This window comes from Thermodesulfobacteriota bacterium (genome assembly GCA_031082315.1).
Lineage (GTDB): Bacteria > Desulfobacterota > QYQD01 > QYQD01 > QYQD01 > QYQD01.
Genome location: JAVHLC010000003.1, coordinates 89,098 through 114,834 on the forward strand (window position 1 = coordinate 89,098; position 25,737 = coordinate 114,834).

At 48.5% G+C, this 25,737-nt stretch carries 25 protein-coding genes; 23 read left to right on the plus strand and 2 right to left on the minus strand.

The window, feature by feature from the left end:
- Window positions 1-151 precede the first annotated feature (151 nt).
- Both RDU59_03890 and RDU59_03895 read right to left on the minus strand, forming a co-directional pair.
- The gene (locus RDU59_03890; GenBank protein MDQ7837617.1) at window positions 152-649 is read right to left on the minus strand and encodes a PocR ligand-binding domain-containing protein; all 498 of its coding nucleotides are present in this window, start codon (window positions 647-649) and stop codon (window positions 152-154) included.
- Window positions 650-981: 332 nt separating this feature from the next.
- Window positions 982-1,413, minus strand: a complete 432-nt coding sequence (locus RDU59_03895) for a secondary thiamine-phosphate synthase enzyme YjbQ (GenBank protein MDQ7837618.1) — start codon at window positions 1,411-1,413, stop codon at window positions 982-984.
- A gap of 650 nt (window positions 1,414-2,063) precedes the next feature.
- On the opposite strand from RDU59_03895, the gene rho reads away from it, so the two are divergent.
- From rho to RDU59_04010, 23 genes are all read left to right on the plus strand, one after another.
- A complete protein-coding gene (gene rho / locus RDU59_03900) occupies window positions 2,064-3,317 on the plus strand; it encodes a transcription termination factor Rho (GenBank protein MDQ7837619.1) in 1,254 nt (417 codons plus the stop codon).
- Window positions 3,318-3,610: 293 nt separating this feature from the next.
- Window positions 3,611-3,817 carry a 50S ribosomal protein L31 gene (gene rpmE, locus RDU59_03905; GenBank protein ID MDQ7837620.1) on the plus strand — a complete coding sequence of 69 codons (207 nt, stop codon included), beginning with the start codon at window positions 3,611-3,613 and terminating at the stop codon, window positions 3,815-3,817.
- Between the two features lie 2 nt (window positions 3,818-3,819).
- Window positions 3,820-4,791, plus strand: coding sequence for a DUF1385 domain-containing protein (locus RDU59_03910; protein MDQ7837621.1), 972 nt, complete (start codon window positions 3,820-3,822; stop codon window positions 4,789-4,791).
- An 84-nt stretch (window positions 4,792-4,875) separates the two neighbouring features.
- Window positions 4,876-5,934: a peptide chain release factor 1 gene (prfA, locus tag RDU59_03915; GenBank protein ID MDQ7837622.1), complete on the plus strand. Its 1,059-nt coding sequence runs from the start codon at window positions 4,876-4,878 to the stop codon at window positions 5,932-5,934.
- 20 nt (window positions 5,935-5,954) lie between these two features.
- A complete protein-coding gene (gene prmC / locus RDU59_03920) occupies window positions 5,955-6,905 on the plus strand; it encodes a peptide chain release factor N(5)-glutamine methyltransferase (GenBank protein MDQ7837623.1) in 951 nt (316 codons plus the stop codon).
- A 108-nt stretch (window positions 6,906-7,013) separates the two neighbouring features.
- On the plus strand, window positions 7,014-8,273 hold the full coding sequence (murA, locus tag RDU59_03925; protein ID MDQ7837624.1) for a UDP-N-acetylglucosamine 1-carboxyvinyltransferase: 1,260 nt from the start codon (window positions 7,014-7,016) through the stop codon (window positions 8,271-8,273).
- 411 nt (window positions 8,274-8,684) lie between these two features.
- Entirely contained in the window at window positions 8,685-9,848 is a 1,164-nt protein-coding gene (gene sucC, locus RDU59_03930; protein ID MDQ7837625.1) for an ADP-forming succinate--CoA ligase subunit beta, read from the plus strand.
- A gap of 73 nt (window positions 9,849-9,921) precedes the next feature.
- The gene (gene sucD / locus RDU59_03935) at window positions 9,922-10,809 is read left to right on the plus strand and encodes a succinate--CoA ligase subunit alpha (protein ID MDQ7837626.1); all 888 of its coding nucleotides are present in this window, start codon (window positions 9,922-9,924) and stop codon (window positions 10,807-10,809) included.
- Window positions 10,810-11,243: 434 nt separating this feature from the next.
- The gene (locus RDU59_03940; protein MDQ7837627.1) at window positions 11,244-11,969 is read left to right on the plus strand and encodes a PEP-CTERM sorting domain-containing protein; all 726 of its coding nucleotides are present in this window, start codon (window positions 11,244-11,246) and stop codon (window positions 11,967-11,969) included.
- A gap of 97 nt (window positions 11,970-12,066) precedes the next feature.
- Window positions 12,067-12,819 carry a polysaccharide biosynthesis/export family protein gene (locus tag RDU59_03945; protein MDQ7837628.1) on the plus strand — a complete coding sequence of 251 codons (753 nt, stop codon included), beginning with the start codon at window positions 12,067-12,069 and terminating at the stop codon, window positions 12,817-12,819.
- A gap of 69 nt (window positions 12,820-12,888) precedes the next feature.
- Entirely contained in the window at window positions 12,889-14,256 is a 1,368-nt protein-coding gene (locus RDU59_03950; protein MDQ7837629.1) for an outer membrane beta-barrel protein, read from the plus strand.
- A 99-nt stretch (window positions 14,257-14,355) separates the two neighbouring features.
- Window positions 14,356-15,918, plus strand: a complete 1,563-nt coding sequence (locus tag RDU59_03955) for a Wzz/FepE/Etk N-terminal domain-containing protein (GenBank protein MDQ7837630.1) — start codon at window positions 14,356-14,358, stop codon at window positions 15,916-15,918.
- Window positions 15,919-15,920: 2 nt separating this feature from the next.
- Window positions 15,921-16,829 (plus strand): AAA family ATPase, encoded by a 909-nt coding sequence (locus tag RDU59_03960; protein MDQ7837631.1) that lies wholly within the window; start codon window positions 15,921-15,923, stop codon window positions 16,827-16,829.
- A gap of 171 nt (window positions 16,830-17,000) precedes the next feature.
- A complete protein-coding gene (locus RDU59_03965) occupies window positions 17,001-17,897 on the plus strand; it encodes a polysaccharide biosynthesis tyrosine autokinase (GenBank protein ID MDQ7837632.1) in 897 nt (298 codons plus the stop codon).
- Window positions 17,894-18,874: a DUF3473 domain-containing protein gene (locus RDU59_03970; GenBank protein ID MDQ7837633.1), complete on the plus strand. Its 981-nt coding sequence runs from the start codon at window positions 17,894-17,896 to the stop codon at window positions 18,872-18,874. Before RDU59_03965 ends, RDU59_03970 begins: the two co-directional genes overlap by 4 nt.
- Before the next feature lie 10 nt (window positions 18,875-18,884).
- The gene (locus tag RDU59_03975; protein ID MDQ7837634.1) at window positions 18,885-19,541 is read left to right on the plus strand and encodes an EpsI family protein; all 657 of its coding nucleotides are present in this window, start codon (window positions 18,885-18,887) and stop codon (window positions 19,539-19,541) included.
- A gap of 114 nt (window positions 19,542-19,655) precedes the next feature.
- Complete coding sequence (locus RDU59_03980) at window positions 19,656-20,534, plus strand: exosortase/archaeosortase family protein (protein ID MDQ7837635.1); 879 nt, start codon at window positions 19,656-19,658, stop codon at window positions 20,532-20,534.
- 537 nt (window positions 20,535-21,071) lie between these two features.
- Entirely contained in the window at window positions 21,072-21,566 is a 495-nt protein-coding gene (locus RDU59_03985; protein MDQ7837636.1) for a transcription termination/antitermination NusG family protein, read from the plus strand.
- A 147-nt stretch (window positions 21,567-21,713) separates the two neighbouring features.
- Window positions 21,714-22,739, plus strand: a complete 1,026-nt coding sequence (locus tag RDU59_03990) for a FemAB family PEP-CTERM system-associated protein (GenBank protein MDQ7837637.1) — start codon at window positions 21,714-21,716, stop codon at window positions 22,737-22,739.
- A gap of 94 nt (window positions 22,740-22,833) precedes the next feature.
- Window positions 22,834-23,196 (plus strand): four helix bundle protein, encoded by a 363-nt coding sequence (locus RDU59_03995; GenBank protein MDQ7837638.1) that lies wholly within the window; start codon window positions 22,834-22,836, stop codon window positions 23,194-23,196.
- 89 nt (window positions 23,197-23,285) lie between these two features.
- Window positions 23,286-24,431 carry a DegT/DnrJ/EryC1/StrS family aminotransferase gene (locus RDU59_04000; protein ID MDQ7837639.1) on the plus strand — a complete coding sequence of 382 codons (1,146 nt, stop codon included), beginning with the start codon at window positions 23,286-23,288 and terminating at the stop codon, window positions 24,429-24,431.
- A 13-nt stretch (window positions 24,432-24,444) separates the two neighbouring features.
- Window positions 24,445-25,269, plus strand: coding sequence for a phosphoadenosine phosphosulfate reductase family protein (locus RDU59_04005; GenBank protein ID MDQ7837640.1), 825 nt, complete (start codon window positions 24,445-24,447; stop codon window positions 25,267-25,269).
- A gap of 65 nt (window positions 25,270-25,334) precedes the next feature.
- Window positions 25,335-25,700, plus strand: coding sequence for a four helix bundle protein (locus tag RDU59_04010; protein ID MDQ7837641.1), 366 nt, complete (start codon window positions 25,335-25,337; stop codon window positions 25,698-25,700).
- Window positions 25,701-25,737: the final 37 nt, after the last annotated feature.

Below are 25,737 nucleotides of genomic sequence, written 5' to 3' on the forward strand. Positions count from 1 at the left end.
GCAGCGCCAAAGTCGCCAAGGACGCAAAAAGAATAAAATTTGGAACTCAGGAACTCATAAAGAAAAATACCGTTCTATTCCTGATTTCTTGATTTCCAGATTTTCATTTTCCATTCGCGGTCTTTGCGCCCTTGCGTGAGGAATTGACTTTTTACAAAGCTGTCAAGATTTCTTGCAGTCGCCCCTCGACATATTCCATGGCTGCCTGTAAGTCCGATCGCGAAAGTTTCTTGATGCCGGCAGTCCAGGTGTTCACTTCTTCCTCGCTGAGATTAAGTAATTTCGCGACATAAAACGCATCTACCAGGCCATTATCTGCGAGAAAACCACACCCTCCAGCCGTACCCAAAAATTCATCTTTATAAAAAATTGGCGCCACAAATTTGGTAAACCCGGCATCACATTCCCCAACCGCAGGCTTTTTGGTCTCCTGGGCCAGCCCCGCCAAATGCCTGTGGGCAGTCGCACAGACCGCCCGGCTTTGTTCGCCTGCTTTAATGCTTGGACAGATTTTGTTTGCCGGGGCAGGACTGGCAGCAACAAGCAGACCCTGTTTGTCGTTTACACTGCCGTTCATCCCGAATCTTTTATTAATCTCCTCAGCCAATTCTTTCCAGCCTTGCACTGATAAAATATCCGTTAACTCCATTTACGCACCTCGCATAACTTATTAATAACTGATAGGCAACGTTTTAGAATAAAAACCTGCGATAGCAACGTCTGCTTTATCCGTACCCATGTTAATTATGAATAACTCGTAACAATTTAGATTTTTGAAAGCCTGTCGTAAATGCGACGCCCCTTCGAGGCGGGTCTTAGAGTTGTAAAACCTAAAATGTTACCACTTATATGAATGAATCTGGAAATCAAGAAATCAGGAATAGAACAGTATTTTTCTTTATGAGTTCCTGAGTTCCAAATTTAAGAATCTGCATCCATTCAGTTTTCCTGCAGCTTAGGTTTATTACCGGGGGATAGGGTTTATTCACCGATAATTTTTACGAGAACTCTTTTTTTTCGCCTGCCGTCGAATTCTCCGTAAAATATCCTTTCCCAGGTACCTAAGTCCAACCGGCCTTCGGTTATGGCTACTACAACCTCACGCCCCATAATCTGGCGTTTGAGGTGGGCGTCAGCATTGTCTTCACCTGTACGATTATGCTTATATTGGCTGACAGGCTCGTGCGGGGCCAGATGTTCCAGCCATCTTTCATAATCCTGATGCAGGCCGCTTTCATCATCGTTAATAAATACTGAGGCCGTGATATGCATGGCATTTACCAGGCATAGACCCTCTTTAATGCCGCTTTCTCTGACGCAGGCATTAACCTCCTGCGTGATGTTAATAAAGGCCCGGCGTGTTGGCACTTCAAACCAGAGTTCTTTGCGATAGCTTTTCGTGGTTGCCTCCATTTATAGAGCCGCACGCTTATAGGCTATTTACACAGGTTAACTGAGGCTAAGGCTATAACAAGATTAAAAAGGAGTCAATTACTTTGATCGGAAAATCCAGCCCGTATGTTGTAGAAGCCCTTCAGTCCCAGGTGGAATTCTGCAGTTCGTTTGCATTGGTTACAAGATTAGGATTAATTTTAAACCCTGTTGACCCTGATAAATCAGGGTGATAGATAGGTTTGAGCTAACCAGGCATGTAACCGCACCAGTCGCGGCTGGCCTCCAGGTCGGCCGAGGACGGAAGCCGCTCCTACGGGTAGGGGATCGTTCTTTCTGTAAGAGTCCGCCGCTGGCGGACTGCGACACAGAGCGGGTTATTAGGCGGCGGATTTGGGTTTTTATTTTGGCTTGACAAGCAAGAAAAAAATCTTGACTTTTATTTTTTTATTCATTACTGTTACAACAAACGTTATTCCTTCCTGGAAACGGGCAAAAAATCCAAAGACATACTACCATTTGAATTTCTAAAATATTCATCAGAAAACACCCGTGTTGTTTTAAGATATCCATTTGGCCGGTCGATATAATATCGAGGCTTAGCTTTTTTGTATTTTTGCCCTGAATGTGCGCAGTTAGATTCAGGATAGGTAAAGATTAAGGAGTGGTTTATGAATTTGATTGACCTTAAAGAGAAAAAAGTCGGTGAACTTGCCCACATGGCCAAGCAATTCAATATCGAGGGCGTGGCCAATATGCGCAGGCAGGAGCTCATATTTGCCATCTTGCAGGCCCAATCCGACAAGAACGGCGTTATTTATGGCGGCGGCGTATTAGAGATACTGCCTGATGGGTTTGGATTTTTGAGGGCGCCCGACTATAATTATCTGCCCGGGCCGGACGATATATATGTCTCGCCTTCCCAGATACGCCGGTTTAGTCTGCGTACGGGAGATACGGTTACCGGCCAGATTCGTCCTCCCAAAGAAGGCGAACGCTACTTCGCGCTGCTTAAGGTCGAGGCTATCAATTATGAGAATTCCGATCTCGGCAGGGAAAAGATACTCTTTGATAATTTAACGCCGCTCTACCCGATGGAGAGGATCAGACTGGAGTCAGAGACCGAACCAACCAACTATTCTGCGAGAATTATGGATCTTCTGACGCCTATCGGCAAAGGCCAGCGGGGACTTATTGTGGCCTCGCCGCGTACCGGCAAGACTATGCTTCTGCAAAATATAGCCAATAGCATCACCATGAATCACCCGGAGATAATTCTGATTGTGCTGTTGATTGATGAACGGCCTGAAGAAGTCACCGACATGCAACGTTCGGTCAAGGGCGAGGTTATCAGTTCAACTTTTGACGAGCCGGCTCAAAGGCATATTCAGGTGGCAGAGATGGTTATCGAGAAGGCCAAACGGCTTGTGGAACACAAGCGGGATGTGGTAATACTGTTAGACAGCATTACCCGTCTGGCGCGGGCTTATAACACGGTGGTCCCTCCCAGCGGCAAGGTGCTCTCCGGGGGTGTAGATTCTAATGCCCTGCACCGGCCTAAACGCTTTTTTGGGGCGGCCCGCAACATTGAAGAAGGAGGCAGCCTGACTATTATGGCCACTGCGCTTATTGAAACCGGCAGCCGCATGGATGAGGTTATCTTTGAAGAGTTCAAGGGAACCGGCAACATGGAGATACATCTGGATAGAAAACTGAGCGATAAGCGGACATTCCCGGCGATAGACATAAATCGTTCCGGCACCAGAAAAGAAGAGCTTTTAGTGCCGCCGGCCGATCTTAACCGTGTCTGGATCTTGCGCAAGCTTCTTTCTCCGCTTAATCCTGTAGATACCATGGAATTCCTTTTGGAAAAGATGGAGGGCACAAAGAATAACGCCGAGTTTCTGAATTCGATGAATCGATAAATATCTGGGTTTTAATAATCTAACTTGTTTCCATCCGAAAACCCCGGTTTTCTGGATGGAGCGGTCAGCAGTCAGCTATCAGCGTTCAGCTTAAGATGTTGTTTGTCTTATTTTTTTGCTGACGGCTGAAAGCTGATCGCTGAGAGCTTTCGTTCGGAAACGGCAGTTTCCGGATGAAAACTAACTTGCAAAAAAATTATACGATTATTATATAAGAGGATATAAATTCAACTACAGAGAACGCTGGTTTTTCGACTCTCTGTGATCTCTGTGGTTAAGAAAGGGAGATAAAGATGAAAGAGAATATCCACCCCAAGTATCATAAAACTACGGTACGCTGTGCCTGCGGCAATGAAATGGAAACAGGCTCCACTAAAAAGGATATACGTGTGGAAATCTGTTCCAAATGCCATCCCTTTTTCACCGGCAAGCAAAGGCTGGTTGACACAACAGGCCGCGTGGAGCGTTTCTTAAAGAAATACGAAAAGGTACAAAAATAGCGTTGCATATTCTCAACCAGAAAGGTGTCAGAGTCGGTGGGCAGGCAGTCATTGAGGGGGTCATGATGCGCGCCCCCAGGGCTATCGCCATAGCCGTGCGCAAGGCCAATGGCGAAGTGGTGATTAAGGGAGATGTCTGGCGGTCTCTGGCGGAACGATTTTCATTTCTCAACTGGCCAATTTTACGGGGTGTACTGGTGCTGGGCGAGGCCCTGGTCAACGGGATACAGGCCTTAAGTTTTTCGGCGAATCAGGCCATGGAGGAAGAGGAGAGCGGGCGTGCTACCGGGACCGGCTCATGGGCTATTTTCTTCACTATGGTAGTGGCTATGGCCCTGGGTATATTTCTGTTTGTGGTGCTGCCCCATGTAATAAGTCTCTGGATTGCCGAGATTGCCCCGGAGGCCCTGGGCATAGATTCCGTTTACTTTCACCTGATTGACGGACTTTTAAAAATTGCCTTTTTCCTCCTGTATATTTTGGGAATTTCGCAACTAAAAGATATACAGAGGATATTCCAATATCACGGCGCCGAACACAAGTCAATTTATGCCTATGAAGCAGGTGAAGCCCTGACGGTGGAAAATGCCCGGAAATACTCGACGCTCCATCCCCGGTGTGGGACGGCGTTTATCCTGATGGTTTTAATTATCAGCATAGTTATATTTTCCATAGTCTTTGCCTTCATACCGAAACCCGCTGCGTGGCCATTTTGGGTATCCAATGCGGCTTATATCTTTTTAAAGATAGGCCTTATGTTACCGATAGCCGGCTTATCTTATGAACTTACGAGGTGGACGAGCGCCCGACCGGATCATGCCTGGGTGCGTCCGTTCGTTGCGCCCGGTCTCTACCTACAGAGGCTTACCACCCGTGAGCCATCCGATGATCAGATAGAAGTGGCCTTACGCGCCCTGAGCCGTGCCTTATCTTTAAATAGCCAATACAAAATCCCTTCTCAGGCCCCTTCCTAGCTACAAAAAATTCGAAATTCGAGATTCGAAACAAATTCAAATGACCAAGATCCAGAATTCCGGACCATATGTGTTGATAATTTTATGTTCGAAAGATTAGAAGAAGTAGAAGAAAAATACCTCGATTTAGAAAAAATGCTTGGCGATCCGCAGGTGGCAAGCAACCCGGCGCAATATCAGAGGTATGCCAAAGAACATTCGGCCATGGGAAAATTGGTTGAAACCTACCGCCGGTACAGGGAAGTTAAAGAGCAGATCGCCAATAACACGGAATTAATGCACGATGAAGACGAAGAAATACGGGAGATGGCTAAAGAAGAGGTCCAGAAGTTAAGGAAGGAACAGGAAAATCTGGAAGATGAGTTAAAGGTACTTCTGCTTCCTAAAGACCCTAATGATGAAAAAAATACCATTCTGGAGATCCGGGCCGGTACCGGCGGCGAAGAGGCGGCCCTGTTTGTAGCCGACCTGTTTCGCATGTACAGCCGGTTTGCCGAGCGCCGTGCCTGGAAGGTTGAGACCATGAGTTCCAATCCGACCGGCATCGGCGGCTTCAAAGAGATTATCGCCCTTATATCCGGTGAGAATGTTTATAGCCAGCTTAAATATGAAAGCGGCGTCCACCGGGTGCAGAGGGTGCCTGTGACCGAGGCCCAGGGGAGGATTCATACCTCGGCGGTGACCGTCGCCATCCTTCCGGAGGCGGAAGAAGTTGACGTATATATTGACCCGGCCGATATTCGCGTGGATGTCTATCGTTCTTCCGGTCCGGGGGGGCAGAGCGTCAACACTACTGATTCCGCGGTGCGCGTCACGCATATCCCGACCGGCATGGTAGTGACCTGCCAGGACGAAAAGTCACAGCATAAAAACAAGGCCAAGGCCCTGAAGATACTAAGGGCCCGGCTACTTGACAAGACGCAGAATGAGCAGCACGAAAAGATAGCCCGGGAGCGCAAGAGCCAGATTGGCACCGGTGACCGGAGCGAACGTATCCGTACCTATAATTTCCCCCAGGGGAGAATGACCGACCACCGCATTGGTCTCACTCTCTATCGGCTGGATGCGGTTCTGGGGGGTGAATTGGAAGATGTCATCTCTCCGCTTATTACTTACTACCAGGCCGAGGCCCTGAAACATTAAAAAGTGATGAGTGATGCCCAATGACTGGTGAACAGCTTCAAGACATTCCTACATCAATGTCGGGGGCAGAGATAAGCGGATTCTGTAATCTCCCTCAGAATACCGTAAGGGGCGTCCTGAAGCGCGCCCAAGAGACCCTGATTGCTGCCGGCGTCCCGGAGCCTGAGGCCGATGCCCAGGTACTCGTGGCCCATGTCCTCGGGGTAGATCGCCTGAACCTCTTCTTGAATATGGATCGGGTCTTGTCTTCTGCGGAAGAAAAGACGCTGGCCGGTCTTATCCTGGAGAGGACAAAAAGAATGCCTCTCCAACATATCCTGGGCGAGCAGGAATTCTGGTCACTTTCCTTTAAAGTAACCCCTGAGGTCTTGATCCCCAGGCCGGAGACAGAAATCCTGGTTGAGGCGGTTCTGAATACCGTCAAAAAACAGGGCATCCCTCCGGATGATGGCCTTACCATACTTGACCTTTGTACGGGAAGCGGTATCCTGGCCGTTGTATTGGCCAGAGAGCTTCCTGGCGTTGACATATATGCCGTGGATATTTCAAAAGAGGCCCTTTCTGTAGCCATGGAAAATGCCCGGCGGCATAACGTCCTGGATTCCATAACCTTTTTACAGGGCGACCTTTTTGCCCCTCTAGCCGACCAAGGGGTATCTTTTGACCTTATTGTTTCAAATCCCCCTTATATATCGGGAGAGATGTTCCCGGGACTGTTGCCGGAGGTGCGGGATTATGAACCGCGGCTGGCCTTGGATGGCGGTCCGGATGGTCTGGACGTGATCCGAAAGATAATTGGCCAGAGCGTTGCGCACCTCAAGATTGGAGGCTGGCTTTTCCTGGAGATAGGCGATGGACAAGGTAGGGAGGTCTTAAAGGAATTTGAAAGACGCAAGGCCTTTGAGAATGTCTCCATAATACGTGACTATTGTGGTATTGATCGGGTGATTCGGGCACAGAGGATCAACTAATTTCTATTTTGGACGCGGATGAACGCAGATTTTACTTTTTAAAATTAGAATTTCGAATTTTTTGCGCTGCGTATATCAGCGAAAATCTGCGTCCTAACTTAATTTAATATGGATAAAATTGTAATCGAAGGCGGCTATCCCCTTGAGGGCGAAGTGGTAATCAGCGGTGCAAAAAATGCCGCTTTGCCGCTTATCGCCTCTGCTCTACTCGCCGGTGGCGGGCATGTATTTGATAATGTGCCGGACCTGGTGGATATAAGGACCCTTTTAAGATTATTTGATTACATGGGAATTCGGTCTTCCCGGGAAGGTAAGCGATTAGAGATCGATACCCGGGATGTGGATAAGTGCGAAGCCCCTTATGATCTGGTAAGGACGATGCGGGCCTCAGTCCTGGTTTTGGGTCCTCTTTTGGCCCGGTTTGGGCAGGCGCGGGTTTCTCTTCCCGGAGGATGTGCTATAGGGGCCCGTCCGATTAATCTGCACCTTAAGGCCTTTGAAAAGATGGGAGTCAAGATCGACCTGGAGCAGGGATATGTTATAGCCAAGGTGGACGGATTAAAAGGGGCGCCCGTCTATTTTGACGTGGTCAGTGTAACCGGCACAGAGAACGTGATGATGGCGGCGACTCTGGCCCGGGGAACAACGGTGATAAAGAATGCGGCCAGTGAGCCTGAGGTTGTAGCGCTGGCTGACTATCTGGTCAAGATGGGGGCGCGGATAAAAGGGGCGGGCACAGATACCATAGTAATTGAGGGCGTTTCTGAGCTTAGGCCCGGCCGTTGCCATATCATCCCTGACCGCATTGAGGCCGGGACTTATATGATTGCTGCGGGGTTGACCGGTGGAGACCTGTTTTTGCGAAATTGTCAGGCCGGTTATCTTCAGGCGGCTATAGCCAAACTGCGCGAGGCCGGTCTCGTTATTGATGTAGATTCCGACGGCATGCGGGTGCGACGAAACGGGCCGATCCGCAGCGTAGATGTCAAGACGCAGCCTTATCCGGGGTTTCCCACCGATTTACAGGCCCAGATGGTAGTGTTAATGACCATGGGAAACGGCCTGTCGGTGATAACCGAGACTATTTTTGAAAACCGGTTCATGCATGTAAGCGAACTGCAACGTATGGGCGCCGATATTATCATCGAAGGGCGGAGCGCTATTATTAAAGGGGGCGGCAGTCTGCTGGCTGCTCCGGTTATGGCTACCGATCTCAGGGCCAGCGCCTCGCTTATTCTGGCCGGACTCGCAGCCGAAGGCAAGACAGAGGTATCCCGCGTCTATCATCTCGACCGGGGCTACGAGCGGCTTGAGGAAAAACTCTCTTCAGTCGGCGCCCGGATATGGCGGGTTAAAAATAGCGGATAGCGTGTAGCAAATGTAACTGTTCACCGTTGTCTGTTCGCCGTTCACCGAAAAAGACGTTCTCGTACTTTTCACGGACATCGGTGGCCGAATAACGGAAAATACTTTCGCCGTTCACCATGCGGAGTTTTCCACATTTTTTAAGGGGCGACGGTTGCCGGAAAATACGATCACCATTGACTGCCTGCCTGTCGGCAGACAGGCTCACCGAAAAAAAACTTCTCAGGTTCTTACGGACAACGGTGAACTGATAACGGTGAACGGATACTAGCGTATAGGGGTTAGCTGTCAGCAAAAACCCAAGATAAACAACACATTAAGCTGAACGCTGATAGCTGAGTGCTGACTGCTAGTTATCAAAATTCCTTGCCTTTTGCCACAGCTTGGGCTATAAAATTCCACTCGGATATTGCCATGAAATTACATGAATATCAGGCCAAAATCCTTCTAGCGCGAGAAGGCGTTCCTGTGCCACCCGGAGAGATGGCGGCTTCCCCGGAGGAGGCCGGGGCGGTAGCCGATAAGCTGGGGCAGGGGCCGTTTGCGGTTAAGGCCCAGATCCACGCCGGCGGCCGGGGAAAGGGCGGAGGTATAAAGGTCGCTGAGGATAGAAGAGCGGTCGTGGAGACCGCCCAAAAAATCATCGGCATGAATCTGGTTACGTCCCAGACTAGTCCCGAAGGTAAGCTGGTGCGCAAGGTCCTGGTGGAACGCGCCTTTCCCGTCGAAAAAGAGTATTATCTGGCCGTTACTATAGACCGTAGCACGGCGCACCCGGTGATACTGGCCAGCGCGGCCGGCGGTATGGAGATCGAGGAGATTGCCCGGTCCAAACCACACCTTCTGATAAAGGAGGCCATCGACCCGGTGGTCGGTCTGATGCCTTATCAGTCCCGTAATCTTTTCTTCGGGCTGGAGATGGAGCCGGCCCTGGGATCAGCGTTCACTGCACTGTTAGGCAACCTTTATCGCGCCTTTGCCGCTTATGATTGTTCGCTTGCGGAAATAAATCCTCTGGTTGTCACACAGGATAAAGAGATATTCGCCCTCGATGCCAAGCTGGATATTGACGACAATGCCCTGTTCCGGCATAAGGATCTTCTCGAGTGGCGGGAATATGAGAACACCTGGGAGGAAGAAGCGGCTCGATACCGGCTGAATTACATCCGGCTGGACGGCACGGTAGGGATGATGGTCAATGGCGCAGGCATGGCCATGGCCACTATGGACGCTATAGCCTTAGCCGGGGCAAGGCCGGCCAACTTTCTGGATGTCGGCGGCGGGGCTAACGCCGAGGCCGTGGCTAATGGTTTCCGGCTTATACTTTCCGACGAACGGGTTAAATTGGTGCTGATCAATATCTTTGGAGGCATATTGCGCTGCGACGTGCTGGCTGAGGGCGTCATAAATGCGGTCTCCAATCTTGAGGTAAAAGTCCCTATAGTAGTCCGCCTGGAGGGTACAAACAAGGATAGGGGGGCCGAACTTCTGGCTCAATCCGGTTTGAACTTTACCGTGGCCAGGGATATGAATGAGGTGATATCGATAATCAGCTGTCAGCAATCAGCCATCAGCTGACAGCTTTCAGAAAGACTGTTTTTATTATCTTACTGACTGCTGACGGCTGATAGCTGATCGCTAATAACTAAAAATGAGCATCCTTATAGATGAAAATACACAAGTAGTTGTCCAGGGGTTGACCGGTAAGGAAGGGAGTTTCCATGCCCGGCAGTGTACGGCCTATGGGACTAAGGTTGTAGCCGGGGTTACGCCGGGCAAGAAGGGACAGGAGGTTGATGGCGTTCCGGTCTATAATACCGTACGCGAGGCCTGCCGTGCCCATGCCATTAATGCCTCTTTGATATTTGTTCCGGCCTCCTTTGCGGCTGACGCCATCGTTGAGGCGGCTGATGCCGGACTTAAGGTCGTTGTCTGCATTACCGAAGGGATTCCTGTTTTGGATATGGTGCGTGTCCTTCGTTACCTGGACGGCAAGGACTGCCGGCTCATCGGTCCCAACTGCCCGGGACTGATCTCGCCGGGTAAGTGCAAGGTAGGCATCATGCCCGGCCCTATCCACAGGCCGGGCCCTATCGGGGTTGTCTCCCGCAGCGGCACCTTGACCTATGAAGTGGTGGATCAATTGACCAAGGCCGGTCTGGGCCAGTCCACCTGTGTGGGTATCGGCGGCGACCCGCTTATCGGTTCTACTTTTGTTGATATCTTAAAACTATTTGCCGCTGACGATGACACCGGGGCCGTGGTCATGATCGGTGAGATCGGCGGCACGGCAGAGGAAGAGGCCGCGAGGTACATAAAAGAATCCTTCCCCAAGCCGGTTATCAGCTACATTGCCGGCCGCACCGCACCCCCGGGCAAGCGCATGGGCCATGCCGGGGCCATTATATCCGGCGGCCAGGGCACAGCCGCCCAGAAAATGGAAACCCTGCGGCAACACGGCATCCATGTGGTAGAGAACATCGGCGAGATCGGCACGGAGGCCAGAGCCGTTCTTCACCGCAAAGGCGCAAAGAAATAATTTTTAACGGATTTAGGCTTCCTGTAGGAGCAGAGCATCCGTCCTCGGCTGACCTGGGGTTTGTTGCGACGGGTTGGTGGAATTTACTTTCCATTTCTTGAGGAATAATTTTTCTCTCACCTGGTGCATAACAATGTGAAAAACTTTTCCATTCTGTGAATTTTCCTTTTCCATTTTCTATTTTCCGGTAAATTTATATGCTTTTCTTGAGATACACTATCCGCTATCTAGTGGCATATTAATTGCTTATCTAATGGCGATTAGCGATCAGGGATTAGCGCATAGTGAACAAGACCAATTCAAAATGTGCTATAATTGCAATACCCTGAATGCTACCCGCTAGCCGCTAATTTGCTATACGCTGTGACAAGAACATGATATAGTAATGATTAATTTGCTGGTTCGACTAAGCTAATTAAAAAAGAGGAGGGGTTATGATAAGTACCGCTTCATTTAATCGAATTGCCGTAATTCTGCTAATGATAGTTACATTGTCCGGATATGCGAATGCCGAATTGATCGATCGAGGAGGAGGATTGATTTATGATACCTTGTTCGATGTTACCTGGCTACAGGACGCTAACCACGTTAGCACAACCGGTTACGACACTTCACTTTACGGGTCGAATTACTGGGGCCAATTGACTTGGCAGGATGCACAGGACTGGGCAACTTCTTTATCCTATTATGATTCAGTGCGCAATGTAACATGGAACGATTGGCGCTTGCCTAAAATGTTGCCGATTAACTCGCTCACGTATGACCTGGCGTGGAACTATGATGGTACAAGCGATCGCGGATTTAATATCCTTAGTCCCAACAGTGAACTTTCCCATTTGTATTATGTAACTCTTGGAAATCTTGGCGCAATAAGCACAGAGGGAGTTCAACCCCAGCCGGGTTGGGGTCTTCAGAAGACAGGACCTTTTCAGAATATCAAAACATCTTATTGGTCTGGATCTGAGTTCGTAGCAAGCGAAGACATCGGGTATTTCAGTATGTCCAACGGAGAACAGCTCACAGAAAACATTACACTATATGCGGCGTATAAGTACGCATGGGCCGTTCGCGATGGCGATGTTGCAGCGGTTCCTGAACCAAGTACTATATTCATGCTATTACCAGGATTGTTATATGTATTTAGTAGACGAAAAGTATGACCAATAGGTGACCGTCGCCACCGCGTGCACCTGATCACCTAAAAAACGGGCTCCAGGTGACTCAGGCGATATAAAAATGAAAAAAAGAGGGTAGAAGATGAAGAACTTCAGGATTAAGGCCTCAATCAGAATCTTTTTTTTGATTTTAATATTAGCGCTCTTCCCTGCTTACGTCGGCCAGGCACAGGAAGGTGTTTCTGGAAACGCCCCGGTTGAGACGGGAAAGGGGGGGGATACTTTCAGCTCCCCTTCGGAAAAAGGAGAACATCCGTTAAGTACCCCTTTGGAAAAAGACGGCGGCCCATCAACTCCCCCTTTGAAAAAGGGGGATACAGGGGGATTTTCAGGTGAAAAATCAGTAGTTGATGATACATATATTATAGGGCCAAGCGACGTCCTGGAAATCCAGGTCTGGAAGGAACCCGACTTTTCGCGGGTTGTACCGGTAAGGGCTGACGGGATGATAACCTTACCTTTACTTAACGATGTAAAGGCGGCTGGACTAACACCCCTTCAATTAAAAAAAGACTTAGAGGAAAAGATTAAGGATTTTGTAGAACTCCCTGAAGTTTCGGTTATAGTTAAGGAAAGTCTGGGTCGCAGGTTATACATTATAGGCAAGGTGGCAAGGCCGGGAGAATATTTGTTGAGCAAGGATATGACGGTGTTGCAGGCCCTCTCCGTGGCCGGTGGTCTTGCGGAATGGGCGGATTCCGATGACATAATTATAATTCGACGGGTTGGAGATGAAGTTAAGCGCATCTTTTTTGACTACAAGAAGGTGATCTCAGGGCGTAACCCGGAGCAGAACATCTACCTGCAGCCAAATGATACGATTATTATTCCATAACAAGCTATCAGCGGTCGGCACTCAGCTATCAGCCTTAGATTGAACAGATTATTCAGGGGAAATACGGTTATGAGATATCTTAGAGTAATGGTTGTCGTGTGGTTGTTTCTGTCCTGTTTTGCGTGGGTGGTTCCTTCAGTACGGGCCGAATGTCGGTATAAGTTTACTCCGAGCCTCTCTGTTGATGAAAAATATGATGATAACATCTTCCTTAGATCTACGGATGAGACGTCGGACTGGACAAGCACTATCTCGCCGGCGCTTTCCTTGGATGCCCAGTGTCCCACCAGGGGTATCACCCTGAATTACAGCCCGGGATTTGTCTTTTACAAGCGATATACCGAATATAATACCGTGCGCCACAACGGCAACTTAAGCGCCTTTTTGCAGGCCGGTCCCCATACCCGCATCGATTTCAGGGACAGTTTCTACCGGACGGAGGAGCCGAGGGAGCAGATGGAGGCTATGCTCGTTGGGTGGCGTGGCCTTGTCCATAGAGACGAATTCGGTCAGCCCATAGTACTACGCTATGAGTACGATTTGCCCGTATTCGATGTCGACATAGTGCCTGAGATTAGCTACGCTATACGCCGGACCAGAAATACCTATTACCGGAATACCGGTGATATCAAGGTTTCTCATCAATTCGGCCCCAAGGACAATTTTTTTGTGGGTTACAATGACAACCATCTGGAAAACAGCGATCCGGAGATAGAAGACACCAGAATCCAGACCCCTTTTGCGGGGGTCTCTTACTGGTTTGACGTGAAAAACGGTCTGGACTTAAACGTCCGGCACTCCATAAGCGATTATGAGACAAACCCTGATTTTAAGCAATATACGGGCGGCGCACGCCTCGTTCATCTGTTTAGCCAGGACAGCAGTATTTCTCTCGCCTATAACTATACCGACATGAATTATGACCCGGGCGGCACGGATTATGTAATACATGATGGGATGGTTTCATATAGCATAAGCCCGGGACCGCATACTACGCTGAGCGCCGGCGTAGGGTATTTTTTGCGCAATCCCGAAAGGGGCGGGACAAACGATGGATTGAGTTATCAGGCCAGTATCGGACAAAAATTCGAGCGGGGCAGCGTTTTCGTGGGGGGACAGGGCGGCTACCGTCAGGAACTCTCGGATGCGGAAAATCTTGGCTTTGCCAAGTTCTGGTCTGCTAACGGAGGGATTAATTACTTATTATTGCCCGAGTTAACGGCGAGCGGCGGGCTAAGTTATGTGGAAGAAAAGTTTATTGAGCAGGCCGATAGGCGGGATAAACTTTGGTCAGCCACTGCCGGCCTTGCCTATAGTTACAGACGCTGGCTGTCCCTCTCGCTCAGCGGACAGCACACGGAGCGCGATTCGAACGTGGGTCTCAACGACTATGACGATAATCAGATTATGCTAAGGATCACAGCCAGCTATAATTAGCATTCAGCCATCAGCTATCAGCTATCAGCTATCAGCTTCTGATGTCTTTGTTTAAAATCTGAAGGCTGACTGCTGATGGCTGAAAGCTAAGAGGTAATCATGACAGAAAAGGAAAGCAAAATAGACTTCACTTATTACCTGGACATGCTCCGGCGCAGGAAGTGGTATATAATTCCCACTTTTTTTCTCGTCCTCGTCGCAGGGCTGATATATTGCCTCGCTGCCCCGAAGACCTATAAGGCCTCTACTACCATAAGTATCATCAGGCAGAGGGTCCCGGAGGCCTTTGTCCATTCCACGGTCACCGCGGATATAGATGAGCGGCTCCACTCCATCGGCGAGGAGATATTAAGCCGCACCAGACTGGAGGGGGTTATAACCCAGCTTAATCTCTATCCTGAGGAGCGTAAAAAACTCCCTATGGAGAAAATAATAGAAAATATACGGGGGAGGATCAGTCTCGAAATTTCTTCCGCCCAGCGGGCCATGGCAAAACAAGGGGCTACCGCCTTTACCCTTAGTTATGAGGATGAATCACCCCAGACTGCGGCCCTGGTGGCAAGTACACTGGCTTCCATGTTTATGGAAGAACATCTGAAATTGCGGGAAGAGCAGGCCGTGGGCACAAGTGAATTCCTGGCCGAGCAACTACAGCAATTGGAAACACAGCTGAAGGAACGTGAGGCAGCCATTGGCGCTTATAAAATGTCCCATATGGGTGAATTGCCGGAGCAGAGAGAGTCCACCCTGGCTGTGCTGGCCCGGCTTCAGCAGCAACTGGACGCCATCCAGGAGAGTATAAGGCGCGGCCAGGACAGAAAGATACTCCTCCAGCAACAGATCGCTGTTGAAAAGGAGTTTTCACGCACCAGATCAGGATCCGGATCCCCGGGAGAGGCAGGGGTTGACTCTCTTGAACAATTAAAAGAAAACCTTGCCGTCCTGGAGTCGAGGTACAAGCCCAACCACCCGGATGTCCTTAAAACCAAGAAGATGATTGAAAAGTGGGGGAAAACAGAGGGGAAAACCGGTGAGAAGGGAGAAGGCCAGGTGGCGGTTGAAGGCAACCGGGTCATTGCGAATCTCCAGCAGCAGATATATGCCGTTGACATGGAGGTAAAGAACCTTCAAATAGAGTCAGACAAGGTAAAACAAAAGATATATGCCTACCAGGGTAGAGTTGAGAATACGCCACGCCGCGAGCAGGAGCTTCTTGATCTCCAGAGAAATTATGACAACTTGAGCGCGAGCTATCAAGATCTGGATGCCAAAAAGCTGGAGGCGGAACGGGCCGAGAACCTGGAAAGAAGGCAGAAGGGCGAGCAGTTCCGGATACTTGACCCGGCCCGGGTGCCCCAGATGCCGTCCAAACCCGACATTCCCAGGATACTGGCGATGGTCATAATTGCTGCCCTGGGTGGATCTGTCGGGCTGGCCTTTGGCCGTGAATATATTGATAAGTCTTTTTACCGTCTTGACGACATAGAATCATTTCTGAATTTGCCGGTCCTGGCCGGCATCCCTGTGCTGGTCACGGCCGATGATATGAAAGTAAATAAAAAACAAAGGGTTATTGCGATTTCTGTAATAAGCTTTGGAATTGTAGTTACGTCTGTTCTTTTATTCGCCGTAATAAAAAAGTACCCGGGGGCGTTGCTATAGCTATGTACGAGCGTTTTTATTACCTGAATGAAAAGCCTTTTAAGATAACGCCCGATCCCCGTTTTCTTTTTTGGAGCGAAGGCCATAAAGAGGCCCTGGCCCATCTGAGGTATGGGGTGGAGGAGAAGAAAGGGTTTGTAGTTATCACCGGCGATGTAGGCACCGGCAAGACCACATTGTTGCAGGCATTGCTGGCGGGTCTGAAGGATAATATACATTATGCCGCGGTCTCTAACCCCGGCATGAGCATCGATGATTTTTTATATTATATAGGCAATGCCTTCGGGTTTTCGATGGGGACCTTTTCCAAGGCCCAATTCTTGCTGAGATTTTCTGAGTTTCTGCAAGAATCGGCCCGTCAGGGGAAATATGTACTCCTTATTGTTGACGAGGCCCATAAGCTGTCTGTTGAACTTTTAGAGGAAATAAGACTCCTTTCTAACCTGGAAACGGCCGAGGAAAAACTATTAAACATCTTTTTGGTCGGTCAACCGGAATTGAACCCGAAGCTTACGGATCCATCCCTTTTACCCCTAAGACAGCGGATAAGCGCTTCTTACCACCTCCTGCCCCTGAGCAGGGAGGATGTCGGGGAATACCTGAAAAAGCGCCTGCTTGTCGCCGGGGCCAAGTTTAACAATCTTTTTAAACCTGGAGCTATAAAGGCAATCTATAAATATACAAAGGGATACCCCCGGGCCATTAATATCCTGGCCGACCAGGCCCTGTTAACCGGCTATGTAAAAGGAAAGAAGGTGATCGATGCCAAAATCGTCAGAGAGGCGTCAAGAGACCTGACACTTCCCGGTGAAAAGAAAATCAGATTCTTCCCGGTATGGTTGAAGTGGGGAATGGGGGCCGTAGCCGGGGTTATCGCCATTGTATTGTGGGGGATGTATTATTTTTCGTAACTAGTGTTCATCCGGAAACTACCGTTTCCGAATGAAAGCTCTCAGCGATCAGCTTTCAGCCGTCAGCAAAAAATAAGACAAACAGCATCTTAAGCTGATAGCTGAGAGCTGACTGCTGACCGCTCCATCCGGAACTCCTGAATTCCGGATGGAAACTAACGAGGAGAATTTATGGGCAAGATATATGACGCCTTGGAGAAATTTAACCGTGAGAAGGTGAAAAGACCATCTGTACCGGAGGCTTCGCCTGAGGTAAAAACGGCCGGGGAGACGCCTGTCTTGGATGCGCCGGGATGCGATATCAAGATAGAGAGTTTGCCCCTCGCAGATGCTCCGGGGCGCAATATTGAGATCGAAGGGTTTCCGCAGGATCAACATGCGGCTTATGGCCTTGACGAGCGGTTGGTAACCGTGACCGATCCACAGTCCCTGGCCGCCGAACAATTCAAGATGCTGCGTTCCCGCATCCTGTACCCCCGCAATGGCTCCATCCCCAGGACCATAATGGTCGCGAGCGCCATGGAGGAGGAGGGTAAATCACTTATTTCCGCCAATCTGGCTATCAGCATCGCACAGGGAATTCAGGAACATGTATTGCTGGTTGATTGCGATATCCGCAGGCCGGCGCAACACCTTTTATTTAATGTATCCGGTGAGCATGGCCTGAGCGATTATCTTACTTCCGATGTCCCCTTGGAAGATCTTTTTATCAAGACAGACATTGATAAATTGACTCTTCTGCCCGGCGGTATGCCTCCTCCCAATCCGTCCGAGCTCCTTTCCTCAGAGAAAATGGGCCGTTTTATTGAGGAAGTCAAAAATCGTTACCATGACCGGTTTATAGTCTTTGATTGTACTCCGGCCCAGATAACGTCAGAGGTATCTGTCCTGGCCAAAAGTGTAGACGGCATTCTCATGGTTGTGAGGAGAGGAAAGACAGATCGTGATATAATTAAAAGATCGGTCTCAGCGCTGGGCAGAGATAAAATTATAGGTGTGGTATTCAACGGGTTCACTCATTTTTCTCGTGAGTATGAGTATTACCGGAGCTACAAGTATCGTGGATGATGAGTTCAATCGCTAACGCCCTCACCATAGACGTGGAAGACTATTTCCAGGTACACGCCTTCTCAAGTGTGATAAATCCTCCAGACTGGGATAACTACGAGTCACGGGTGGAAGGTAATACCTACAGGATATTAGAGATGTTGAGCAACCCATGCGGTGCTGTTATCCCGGCTCATCACTCGTCACTCATCACTCATCACTCAATAAAGGCCACTTTCTTTATTTTGGGCTGGATAGCTGAAAAATATCCAAAATTAATCCGGGAGATAGCCGGACAAGGGCATGAGATTGCATCACACGGTTATCGCCATGAACTGGTAACCAATCAGTGTCCGGATGAATTTCGAGCGGATGTTGCAAAGACGAAAAAGATACTTGAGGACATCACCGGTGAAGAGGTTGTCGGTTATCGTGCCTCTACCTATTCCATCACCAGAAAGACCTTATGGGCGCTTAAGATTCTGGCGGAAGAAGGATATAAATACGATTCCAGTATCTTTCCCGTGCATCATGATGTCTATGGCTTTCCTGATGCCCCGCGATTCCCGTTCAAGGTTTGTCTGAACGGTAACGTTCAGACAGTTCAATCGTTCGCTGTTAAGAACTCGTTTAAACGCGCGAACGACTCAAACATTTCGAACGCTATTTGGGAATTTCCCATCTCCACTATCCGGCTTCTTAGACAAAATATTCCTATCGCCGGAGGAGGCTATTTTCGCCTATTTCCCTACTGGCTGGTGAAGCGGTTGCTTGGGCACATCAACAGGACTGAACAAAGATCGTTCATATTCTATTTACACCCCTGGGAATTTGATCCGGGACAGCCAAAAATTGACAATGCCCCGTTGAAATCAAGGGTCCGGCATTATTTGAATCTCGATAAGGTTGAAGGACGATTTAAAACGTTGCTAAGTGATTTTAATTTTGTCCCGATCAGGGGTTTGATGGACAAAAAACCCTTTGCGTCTCTGCGGTGAGTATGAGGATATGTTATCAAACACCCGTATAACTATTGTATCTATTCTCCTGGTCGTTGCGGCCATTATTTCCTATTGCTATGTGGGTAACATAATTGAAGTGCCCATAAAAAAACCGCTCAGCACATTTCCCACACAGATCGGCACATGGAGATGGGTTGATCATACACCCATGGGCGACGAGGTGAGAAAGATGTTGGGGGTTGACGACTACATCCAGTATGATTACGTATCCGCAGACGGCATGCCGGTAAATCTCTACGTAAGCTATTTTTCGCGCGTAGGGAGCGGCGGGAAGGGCTATCACTCTCCGAAAAACTGCATGCCCGGAGGCGGCTGGAATATCATACACTCAGAGCCTTTTAAATTGACGGTTAGTCATTCCAGGCCGGTTACCGTTGAGATTAACAAGATGGTAATGCAGAAGGGCGCCGAAAAAGAGGTCGTATTCTATTGGTATCAATGCCGGGGCCGGATAATACACTCTGAATACATGGAAAAGATTTATTTGGTGCTGGACTCCATGTTCAAACGCCGGGCTGACGGCGCCTTCATCCGCATTATGGCGCCGGTACAGGATGGCCAGGAGACGAAGGCAGTCGAATATTTGAAGGATTTTACGAAGCAGGTAATCCCGGCGCTGGAGGAACATCTGCCAGGAGCATGACGGCGATACACCCCTAAATCCCCCCTTACTAGAGGGGACTTCTAATCATCTTCTCTAGCAAAAGGGATGCCTGCGCAGCAGGCGGGGTGTGTAAGAAACTGCGGTGAAAATATAATGGAAGCCATCCTTACTAAACACCGAAACATGACCTACTTGCAGCTTGGCCTGATCCTTGGACTCTTTTTCCTTCTCTATTATCCTGTCATTACAAAAATGGTGTCGGACTGGGGGATCGATGACAATTATTCGCACGGCTACCTGATTCCGGCCATAGCAGGCTATATGATCTGGATTATAAGAAAAGACCTGAAAAAGATTGAGCCCACACCCGGCAACCTTGGCCTTATCCTGTTAATCCCCGGACTATGCCAACTCCTTGTGGCGCGGGTCGGTTCTGAGTATTTTCTCCAGCGGACCTCGATGATATTGGTTTTATTTGGTCTATCATTGTTTTTAATGGGTAAGAAGTTTACTAAGAAAGCTTCCTTTCCTATGGCCTACTTATTTTTCATGATCCCTGTCCCGGCCATTATCTGGGACAAGATTGCCTTTCCCATGAAGCTTTTTGCCTCATATCTGGCGGTTAAAGTAATCGGCTTAATCGGCATACCAATTTTTAGGGAAGGTAATATCCTCCACCTGGCTAACACTACCCTGGAAGTGGCGGATGCCTGTTCCGGACTCCGGTCATTGACTTCACTTCTGGCCCTAAGCGCCGCGCTTGTATTTTTTACCGAACACTCAAGATTTAAGAAGTGGCTTTTATTTCTTTCAGCCGTTCCCATAGCCATCCTGACCAATATTATCAGGCTAACGGTGACCGCCGGTCTGGCCAGCAGGTACGGAGAGAAGGTTGCCCAGGGATTTTTGCATGAGTTTTCGGGTTGGCTGATATTTCTGCTGGGTCTGGCCATGTTGATGGGCGTTAACGCATTGTTATCTCAAAAAATTAAATTCGCAATGCGCAATCCGAAATCCGAAATTGAAAAATAGCGTGGCAAATTCGCAATCCGAAATTCGAAATTCGAACGGAATCCCCTTTCCACTTTTAATAGAAAAATCCTTCCCTGCCGATATCCGCAATATGTGAAAAACTTTTCCACTTTCTCGTTTTCCGTTTTCTATTTTCTAATTAAATGTTAATTTTCATACACTAAATGCTGACTGATATATGCTGATTAATGGCATAAGAGTTGCATTCTCACAGGTAACACATCTGAAAATCCAGGGTAATGTCAAAAATTATATGAAAAATAAGCCACAGAGGACACAGAGCGCACAGAGCAACGTAAAGAAATCAAAAGAAAAAGACAGAGCAGCTAAGAGAAAAGCAGATTTATGGGCACTTCCGTGACCTGTGTACCCTCAAGGGCTGTGATTGAGCCATTTTCTGGGGGACAACAAGAGCATTGGAGAAGCTGGGGAGGGGAGGAACCAAATTGTGCTTTAACCTACTGATACCTCTGTGTTCTCTGTGCTCTCTGTGGCAAAAGTTTTGACAGTACGAATCCAGGTAGAGGCTCTTTTTGCATGAAAAAATGGTATGTGATCCAGACCAAAGTCCGGGAGGAAGGCAGGGCGACCTTTTTCCTCCGCCAACTGGGCATTGAAATCTATTTCCCCAGAATGGAAATCTGTGCTATGACCAGGGCTAAGGCAACCATGACCCGGAAACCTCTATTCCCAAACTATATTTTCGCCCATTTTGATGCCCAAAAAGACCTGTCCAAGGTGAGTTGGACAAAGGGTGTCCAAAAAGTATTGCCTGAGAGTCCTACCCCGGTTCCTCTGGATGAGGAGATAATGGAATCCATAAAAAATCTGGCCAATAACGATGACGTTGTGCGAAAACGAAGATTCAAGAAAAATGAACGGATCCGGGTCATCCGGGGGCCAATGCGAGATATTATGGGTATTTTTGAAGACTGGGTTTCAGACCAGGGCCGGGTCAGGATCTTGCTGGACCTCTTTAGTTATCAGGCCCGGCTGGAATTGCACCATTCGCTGATCGAGAGAACCGGTTGAGTGATTACTAAACCGCTCCTCTGCCCGACCAATTGACCGCATAGCGAAGTTGATTTTATGTAGCAAAATTATACAGTTATCGCAGTGGCCCTGGCGGCCGGACGGGCGGAGCCTGCCCTGAGCCGCCTGCTGAGTGTGTAGGTGCGAATGGAAGTAAAGATATTAAAGAGTGAAAATGACTTGTGGGAGGACTATGTCCAACGGAGTCCTGTAGCCACAAATTACCACCAATCAGGCTGGCGAGGGGTTATAGAAAAAAGCTTCGGGCATGAGACGTATTATCTGATGGCTATAGCCGGGGGGACAGCCAGGGGTATATTACCACTCGCTCATATGCGCAGCCGTTTGTTTGGTAATTTTTTGGTATCCCTTCCATTTTTTAATTACGGGGGGATTATTGCAGATGATTCCGAGACCGTAGAGAAGCTCATATCCAGTGCAGTAGAGATTGCCAAGGAGTTAGGGGCGGATCATATCGAATTCAGACACCTATATAACAAATTGCCCGTCGGCCAGACAAGAGAGCACAAGGTCACTATGATTCTCGATCTCAAGGGCGATATAGATTCTCAATGGAAGGCCTTTAACGCCAAGCTCCGGAATCAGATTAGAAAGGCAGAGAAAAGCGGCCTTCAGATAAAGATCGGCGGATTAGAAGATATCCCTGGATTTTACGAGGTATTTGCCGAAAACATGCGCGACCTGGGGACTCCGGTCTATGGAAGGGCCTTCTTCCAAAACGTGTTTACCTCTTTCCCGGAAAGCGCCAGGGTTTTTAGCGTAATTTTTCAGGACAAAGTTATAGCCTCCGGGATAGCCTCCTGGTTTAAGGATACGTTCGAGGTCCCGTGGGCATCATCAATTCGGGAATACAGGGCCCTTTGTCCCAACAACCTTCTTTACTGGGAAGCGATAAAATTTGCCATTGAAAATGGATTTAAAAAGTTTGATTTTGGCCGCTCGACACCGGGCGAAGGGACGTACAAGTTCAAAGAACAGTGGGGCGCCGGGCCTGTCCAGCTTTACTGGCAGTATTGGATGAAAGACGGTCGGTCATTACCCGAACTGAATCCCAAAAATCCGAGATATCAACTGGCAATTAAGGTATGGCAAAGATTACCGGTGGCGCTGACTAAAATCCTGGGGCCGCGGATTGTAAGGAATATACCGTAGGAGACCACAGACATCAGACACGAGACATGAGACCAGAGACAACAGGCGGGGAGACCTGAAGTCTAAAGTCTCAGGTCTGAAGTCTGATACAACGATGAGTAGAGACTATAGAAAGATAAAAGCATGGCAACTGGCCGATGATATTACAGTTGAGGTTTATAATATTACTCGGTCGTTTCCAAAAGAAGAAATTTATGGACTTACATCCCAGTTACGCAGGGCTATATCCTCTGTTCCTGCTAATATTGTCGAAGGCGCTACACGCAGTCATAAAAAAGAATATGTTCATTTTCTTAACATTGCGCGAGTTTCTTTGGCCGAGGCAGACGATTTCCTTCACCTTGCAAAGAGACTAAATTATTTTGATGAGAAACGATACAACGAAATTTCAAAAAAGATAAACGAACTTGGTGCTACATTATATGGGCTTATGCAAGCAGTTAAAAAAGAGGTCTGAAGCTCTGATGTCTCAGGTCTCATGTCTAAAGTCTGAGGTCTGAGGTCTGATACATGTTTAAATCCCTTCCTCCTTCCGGGGTGCCGATAATGCCCTCTGATATTCTGGCGGGCTTGAAAGAGACCCTTTACGGTAATAAGTGTCTCGAGGGGTTTAAAGAAGATATCCGCCGCTATTTTGGTGTAAGGCACTGTTTCCTCGTCTCTTCAGGACGTGCTGCCCTGACTATGCTTCTAAAGGCCATGAGGCAACTCAGCCCGGATAAAGATGAGGTGGTTCTGCCTGCCTATACATCATTTTCTGTCCCCTCCGCAGTGGTCAAGGCCGGGCTTAAGGTATCGCTTTGTGACATAGACCCCGAGACAATGAGTCCGGATATAGATAGTCTGAAAGAGTCGCTATCTGATAAGACCCTTTGCTTTGTGGTATGTCATTTATATGGCTATCCATGCGATATGGATGCTATTCTAAAGATGGCCGGAGAGTCAGGTGTATTTGTGATAGATGACGCCGCCCAGGCTATGGGCGCTACATATAAAGGCAAGGCCTTGGGCACGTTTGGTGACGCAGGGATTTTCAGTCTGAGTAGGGGCAAGAATATCACTACAATTGACGGCGGCATAATAATTACCGACTCGGAAAAAATAGCCGCGGAACTTTCGAAATTAGAACTTAAGAAGGCAGGTTTCTTAGACCGGCTGAATCTGATTTTTAAAGCGATGATCATGTCTCTGCTGTTAAGGCCACATTTCTATTGGATACCACAGAGACTCCCGTTTTTAAAACTGGGCCTTTCGGTATTCTCTACCGAGTTTGGGCTTAAGGAGTTTACAGGAGTTCAGGCGGGAATCGGCCGGAGGATGTTGAGGAGACTTAAACAGATAAATGAAGGCAGAAAGAAGAAGGCCGGAGGGCTGATGGCTGGTCTCAGCGGCTGTAGTGGCGTTAAATTTCCCCGGCAGATTGCGGGCGCAGAACCCGTATTCTTAAGGCTCCCCGTGAGGCTTAACAGGATAGACGACTGTGGAAAAGCGGGTCTGGGAATCGTCCGGTCATATCCTTATCCGTTGAATGAGATCGATGCGTTACGCCCTCACCTGGTTTCGGATGGAAGAAATTTCCCGGGGGCAAAGGAGTTTTCCAGGCGGGTATGGACGTTGCCCACGCATGGATATGTACAACAAGAAGACATGAAAAATATTTTAGAACATTACAGTCTCAGGTCTCAAGTCTGAAACGGAGGAACTTATGGCACGTGCTGATCAGGATACACTTATGGCATTACCTTTAGACGAGAAAATTGCCTACGCCAAAGGCATTATCAGAGAAGCCCTGGAAAAATTTGGAACGGATAAGCTGCTTATAGCCTGGACGGGCGGTAAGGACAGCACTACTATGCTCTGGCTGTACCGGGAAGTCTGTAAGGAACTGGACATAGAGAAACCACGCTGCATGTTTATCGATGAGGGGCATGTGTTTGAGGAGATACTGGAACTGGTTGGTCAGGTCAAAAAGGCCTGGGATGTAAATGTGATCACCGTCAAGAATATTGATGTAAGCGATAAGGCCGCCAAGGTCGGCGATATGATCAGGGTTGCAGATCTCAATGCGCGCAACCGGCAGGAAGTGGCCAGGCTCGGATATACGGAAGAGACTTTTTCTTTCGACCCTGAGTCTTATGTGGGAAATCACCTTATGAAGACCGTGGCCATGAATATGTTCCTGGAGAGTGACAAGGTAGCGGCCCTTTCCACGGGCATCCGTTGGGACGAACAAGAGGCCAGGCTGGACGAAGACTTCTTCAGCCCTCGCAGCAATCCGGACCATGTTCGGATACATCCCATCCTTCATTTCAAGGAGCGCGATATCTGGGACACCATCCACAAGTATAAGATTCCCTTCTGTTCCCTCTATTATCAGGGCTATCGATCTTTAGGCGCCAAGGGTTCAACGGTAAAGGTTTCCGACATCCCGGCCTGGGAGCAGGACCTGGAGAATACGACCGAACGGGGCGGGAGAAAGCAAGGTAAGGAAGACATCATGGCTAAACTCAGGGACCTGGGGTATATGTAGGCAGGGACGAAAAAAATCGAATTGCGAATTTCGAAATTCGAATTTAAAAGATAATAGAGAGATTGATGGAAAAACAAGAATTAGAAGGACGTACAAAAGAATTTGCTTTGAGCGTTATCAAGTTTGTAAGCAGCCTTCCAAAGAATAAAGTAACCGACGTCGTCGGTCATCAGTTACTTAAAGCTGGGACGTCTATCGGTGCGAACTACAGAGAGGCTAATCGTGCCGTATCACGAGCCGATTTTATTAACAAGGTTGGTATTGTCGAAAAAGAGACTAGCGAATCTCAATACTGGCTGGAACTATGCCAAGAAGCTGCGATCGGTGATCCTGAAGATTTGGAGGGCTTGCTCAGGGAATCCGGGGAATTGCTGGCCATTTTCACCCGCATAGGGAAAACGGCTAAAAGCAACTCGCGAAATCTGAAATAGTAATATGGTAAATTCGCAATTCGCAATCCGAAATTCG

Coding starts and splice junctions, on each gene's coding strand:
- RDU59_03890 (MDQ7837617.1), bottom strand. CDS start 649: ATGGAGTTAACGGATATTTTATCAGTGCAAGGCTGGAAAGAATTGGCT.
- RDU59_03895 (MDQ7837618.1), bottom strand. CDS start 1,413: ATGGAGGCAACCACGAAAAGCTATCGCAAAGAACTCTGGTTTGAAGTG.
- rho (MDQ7837619.1), top strand. CDS start 2,064: ATGAATTTGATTGACCTTAAAGAGAAAAAAGTCGGTGAACTTGCCCAC.
- rpmE (MDQ7837620.1), top strand. CDS start 3,611: ATGAAAGAGAATATCCACCCCAAGTATCATAAAACTACGGTACGCTGT.
- prfA (MDQ7837622.1), top strand. CDS start 4,876: ATGTTCGAAAGATTAGAAGAAGTAGAAGAAAAATACCTCGATTTAGAA.
- prmC (MDQ7837623.1), top strand. CDS start 5,955: ATGACTGGTGAACAGCTTCAAGACATTCCTACATCAATGTCGGGGGCA.
- murA (MDQ7837624.1), top strand. CDS start 7,014: ATGGATAAAATTGTAATCGAAGGCGGCTATCCCCTTGAGGGCGAAGTG.
- sucC (MDQ7837625.1), top strand. CDS start 8,685: ATGAAATTACATGAATATCAGGCCAAAATCCTTCTAGCGCGAGAAGGC.
- sucD (MDQ7837626.1), top strand. CDS start 9,922: ATGAGCATCCTTATAGATGAAAATACACAAGTAGTTGTCCAGGGGTTG.
- RDU59_03940 (MDQ7837627.1), top strand. CDS start 11,244: ATGATAAGTACCGCTTCATTTAATCGAATTGCCGTAATTCTGCTAATG.
- RDU59_03945 (MDQ7837628.1), top strand. CDS start 12,067: ATGAAGAACTTCAGGATTAAGGCCTCAATCAGAATCTTTTTTTTGATT.
- RDU59_03950 (MDQ7837629.1), top strand. CDS start 12,889: ATGAGATATCTTAGAGTAATGGTTGTCGTGTGGTTGTTTCTGTCCTGT.
- RDU59_03955 (MDQ7837630.1), top strand. CDS start 14,356: ATGACAGAAAAGGAAAGCAAAATAGACTTCACTTATTACCTGGACATG.
- RDU59_03960 (MDQ7837631.1), top strand. CDS start 15,921: ATGTACGAGCGTTTTTATTACCTGAATGAAAAGCCTTTTAAGATAACG.
- RDU59_03965 (MDQ7837632.1), top strand. CDS start 17,001: ATGGGCAAGATATATGACGCCTTGGAGAAATTTAACCGTGAGAAGGTG.
- RDU59_03970 (MDQ7837633.1), top strand. CDS start 17,894: ATGATGAGTTCAATCGCTAACGCCCTCACCATAGACGTGGAAGACTAT.
- RDU59_03975 (MDQ7837634.1), top strand. CDS start 18,885: ATGTTATCAAACACCCGTATAACTATTGTATCTATTCTCCTGGTCGTT.
- RDU59_03980 (MDQ7837635.1), top strand. CDS start 19,656: ATGGAAGCCATCCTTACTAAACACCGAAACATGACCTACTTGCAGCTT.
- RDU59_03985 (MDQ7837636.1), top strand. CDS start 21,072: ATGAAAAAATGGTATGTGATCCAGACCAAAGTCCGGGAGGAAGGCAGG.
- RDU59_03990 (MDQ7837637.1), top strand. CDS start 21,714: ATGGAAGTAAAGATATTAAAGAGTGAAAATGACTTGTGGGAGGACTAT.
- RDU59_03995 (MDQ7837638.1), top strand. CDS start 22,834: ATGAGTAGAGACTATAGAAAGATAAAAGCATGGCAACTGGCCGATGAT.
- RDU59_04000 (MDQ7837639.1), top strand. CDS start 23,286: ATGCCCTCTGATATTCTGGCGGGCTTGAAAGAGACCCTTTACGGTAAT.
- RDU59_04005 (MDQ7837640.1), top strand. CDS start 24,445: ATGGCACGTGCTGATCAGGATACACTTATGGCATTACCTTTAGACGAG.
- RDU59_04010 (MDQ7837641.1), top strand. CDS start 25,335: ATGGAAAAACAAGAATTAGAAGGACGTACAAAAGAATTTGCTTTGAGC.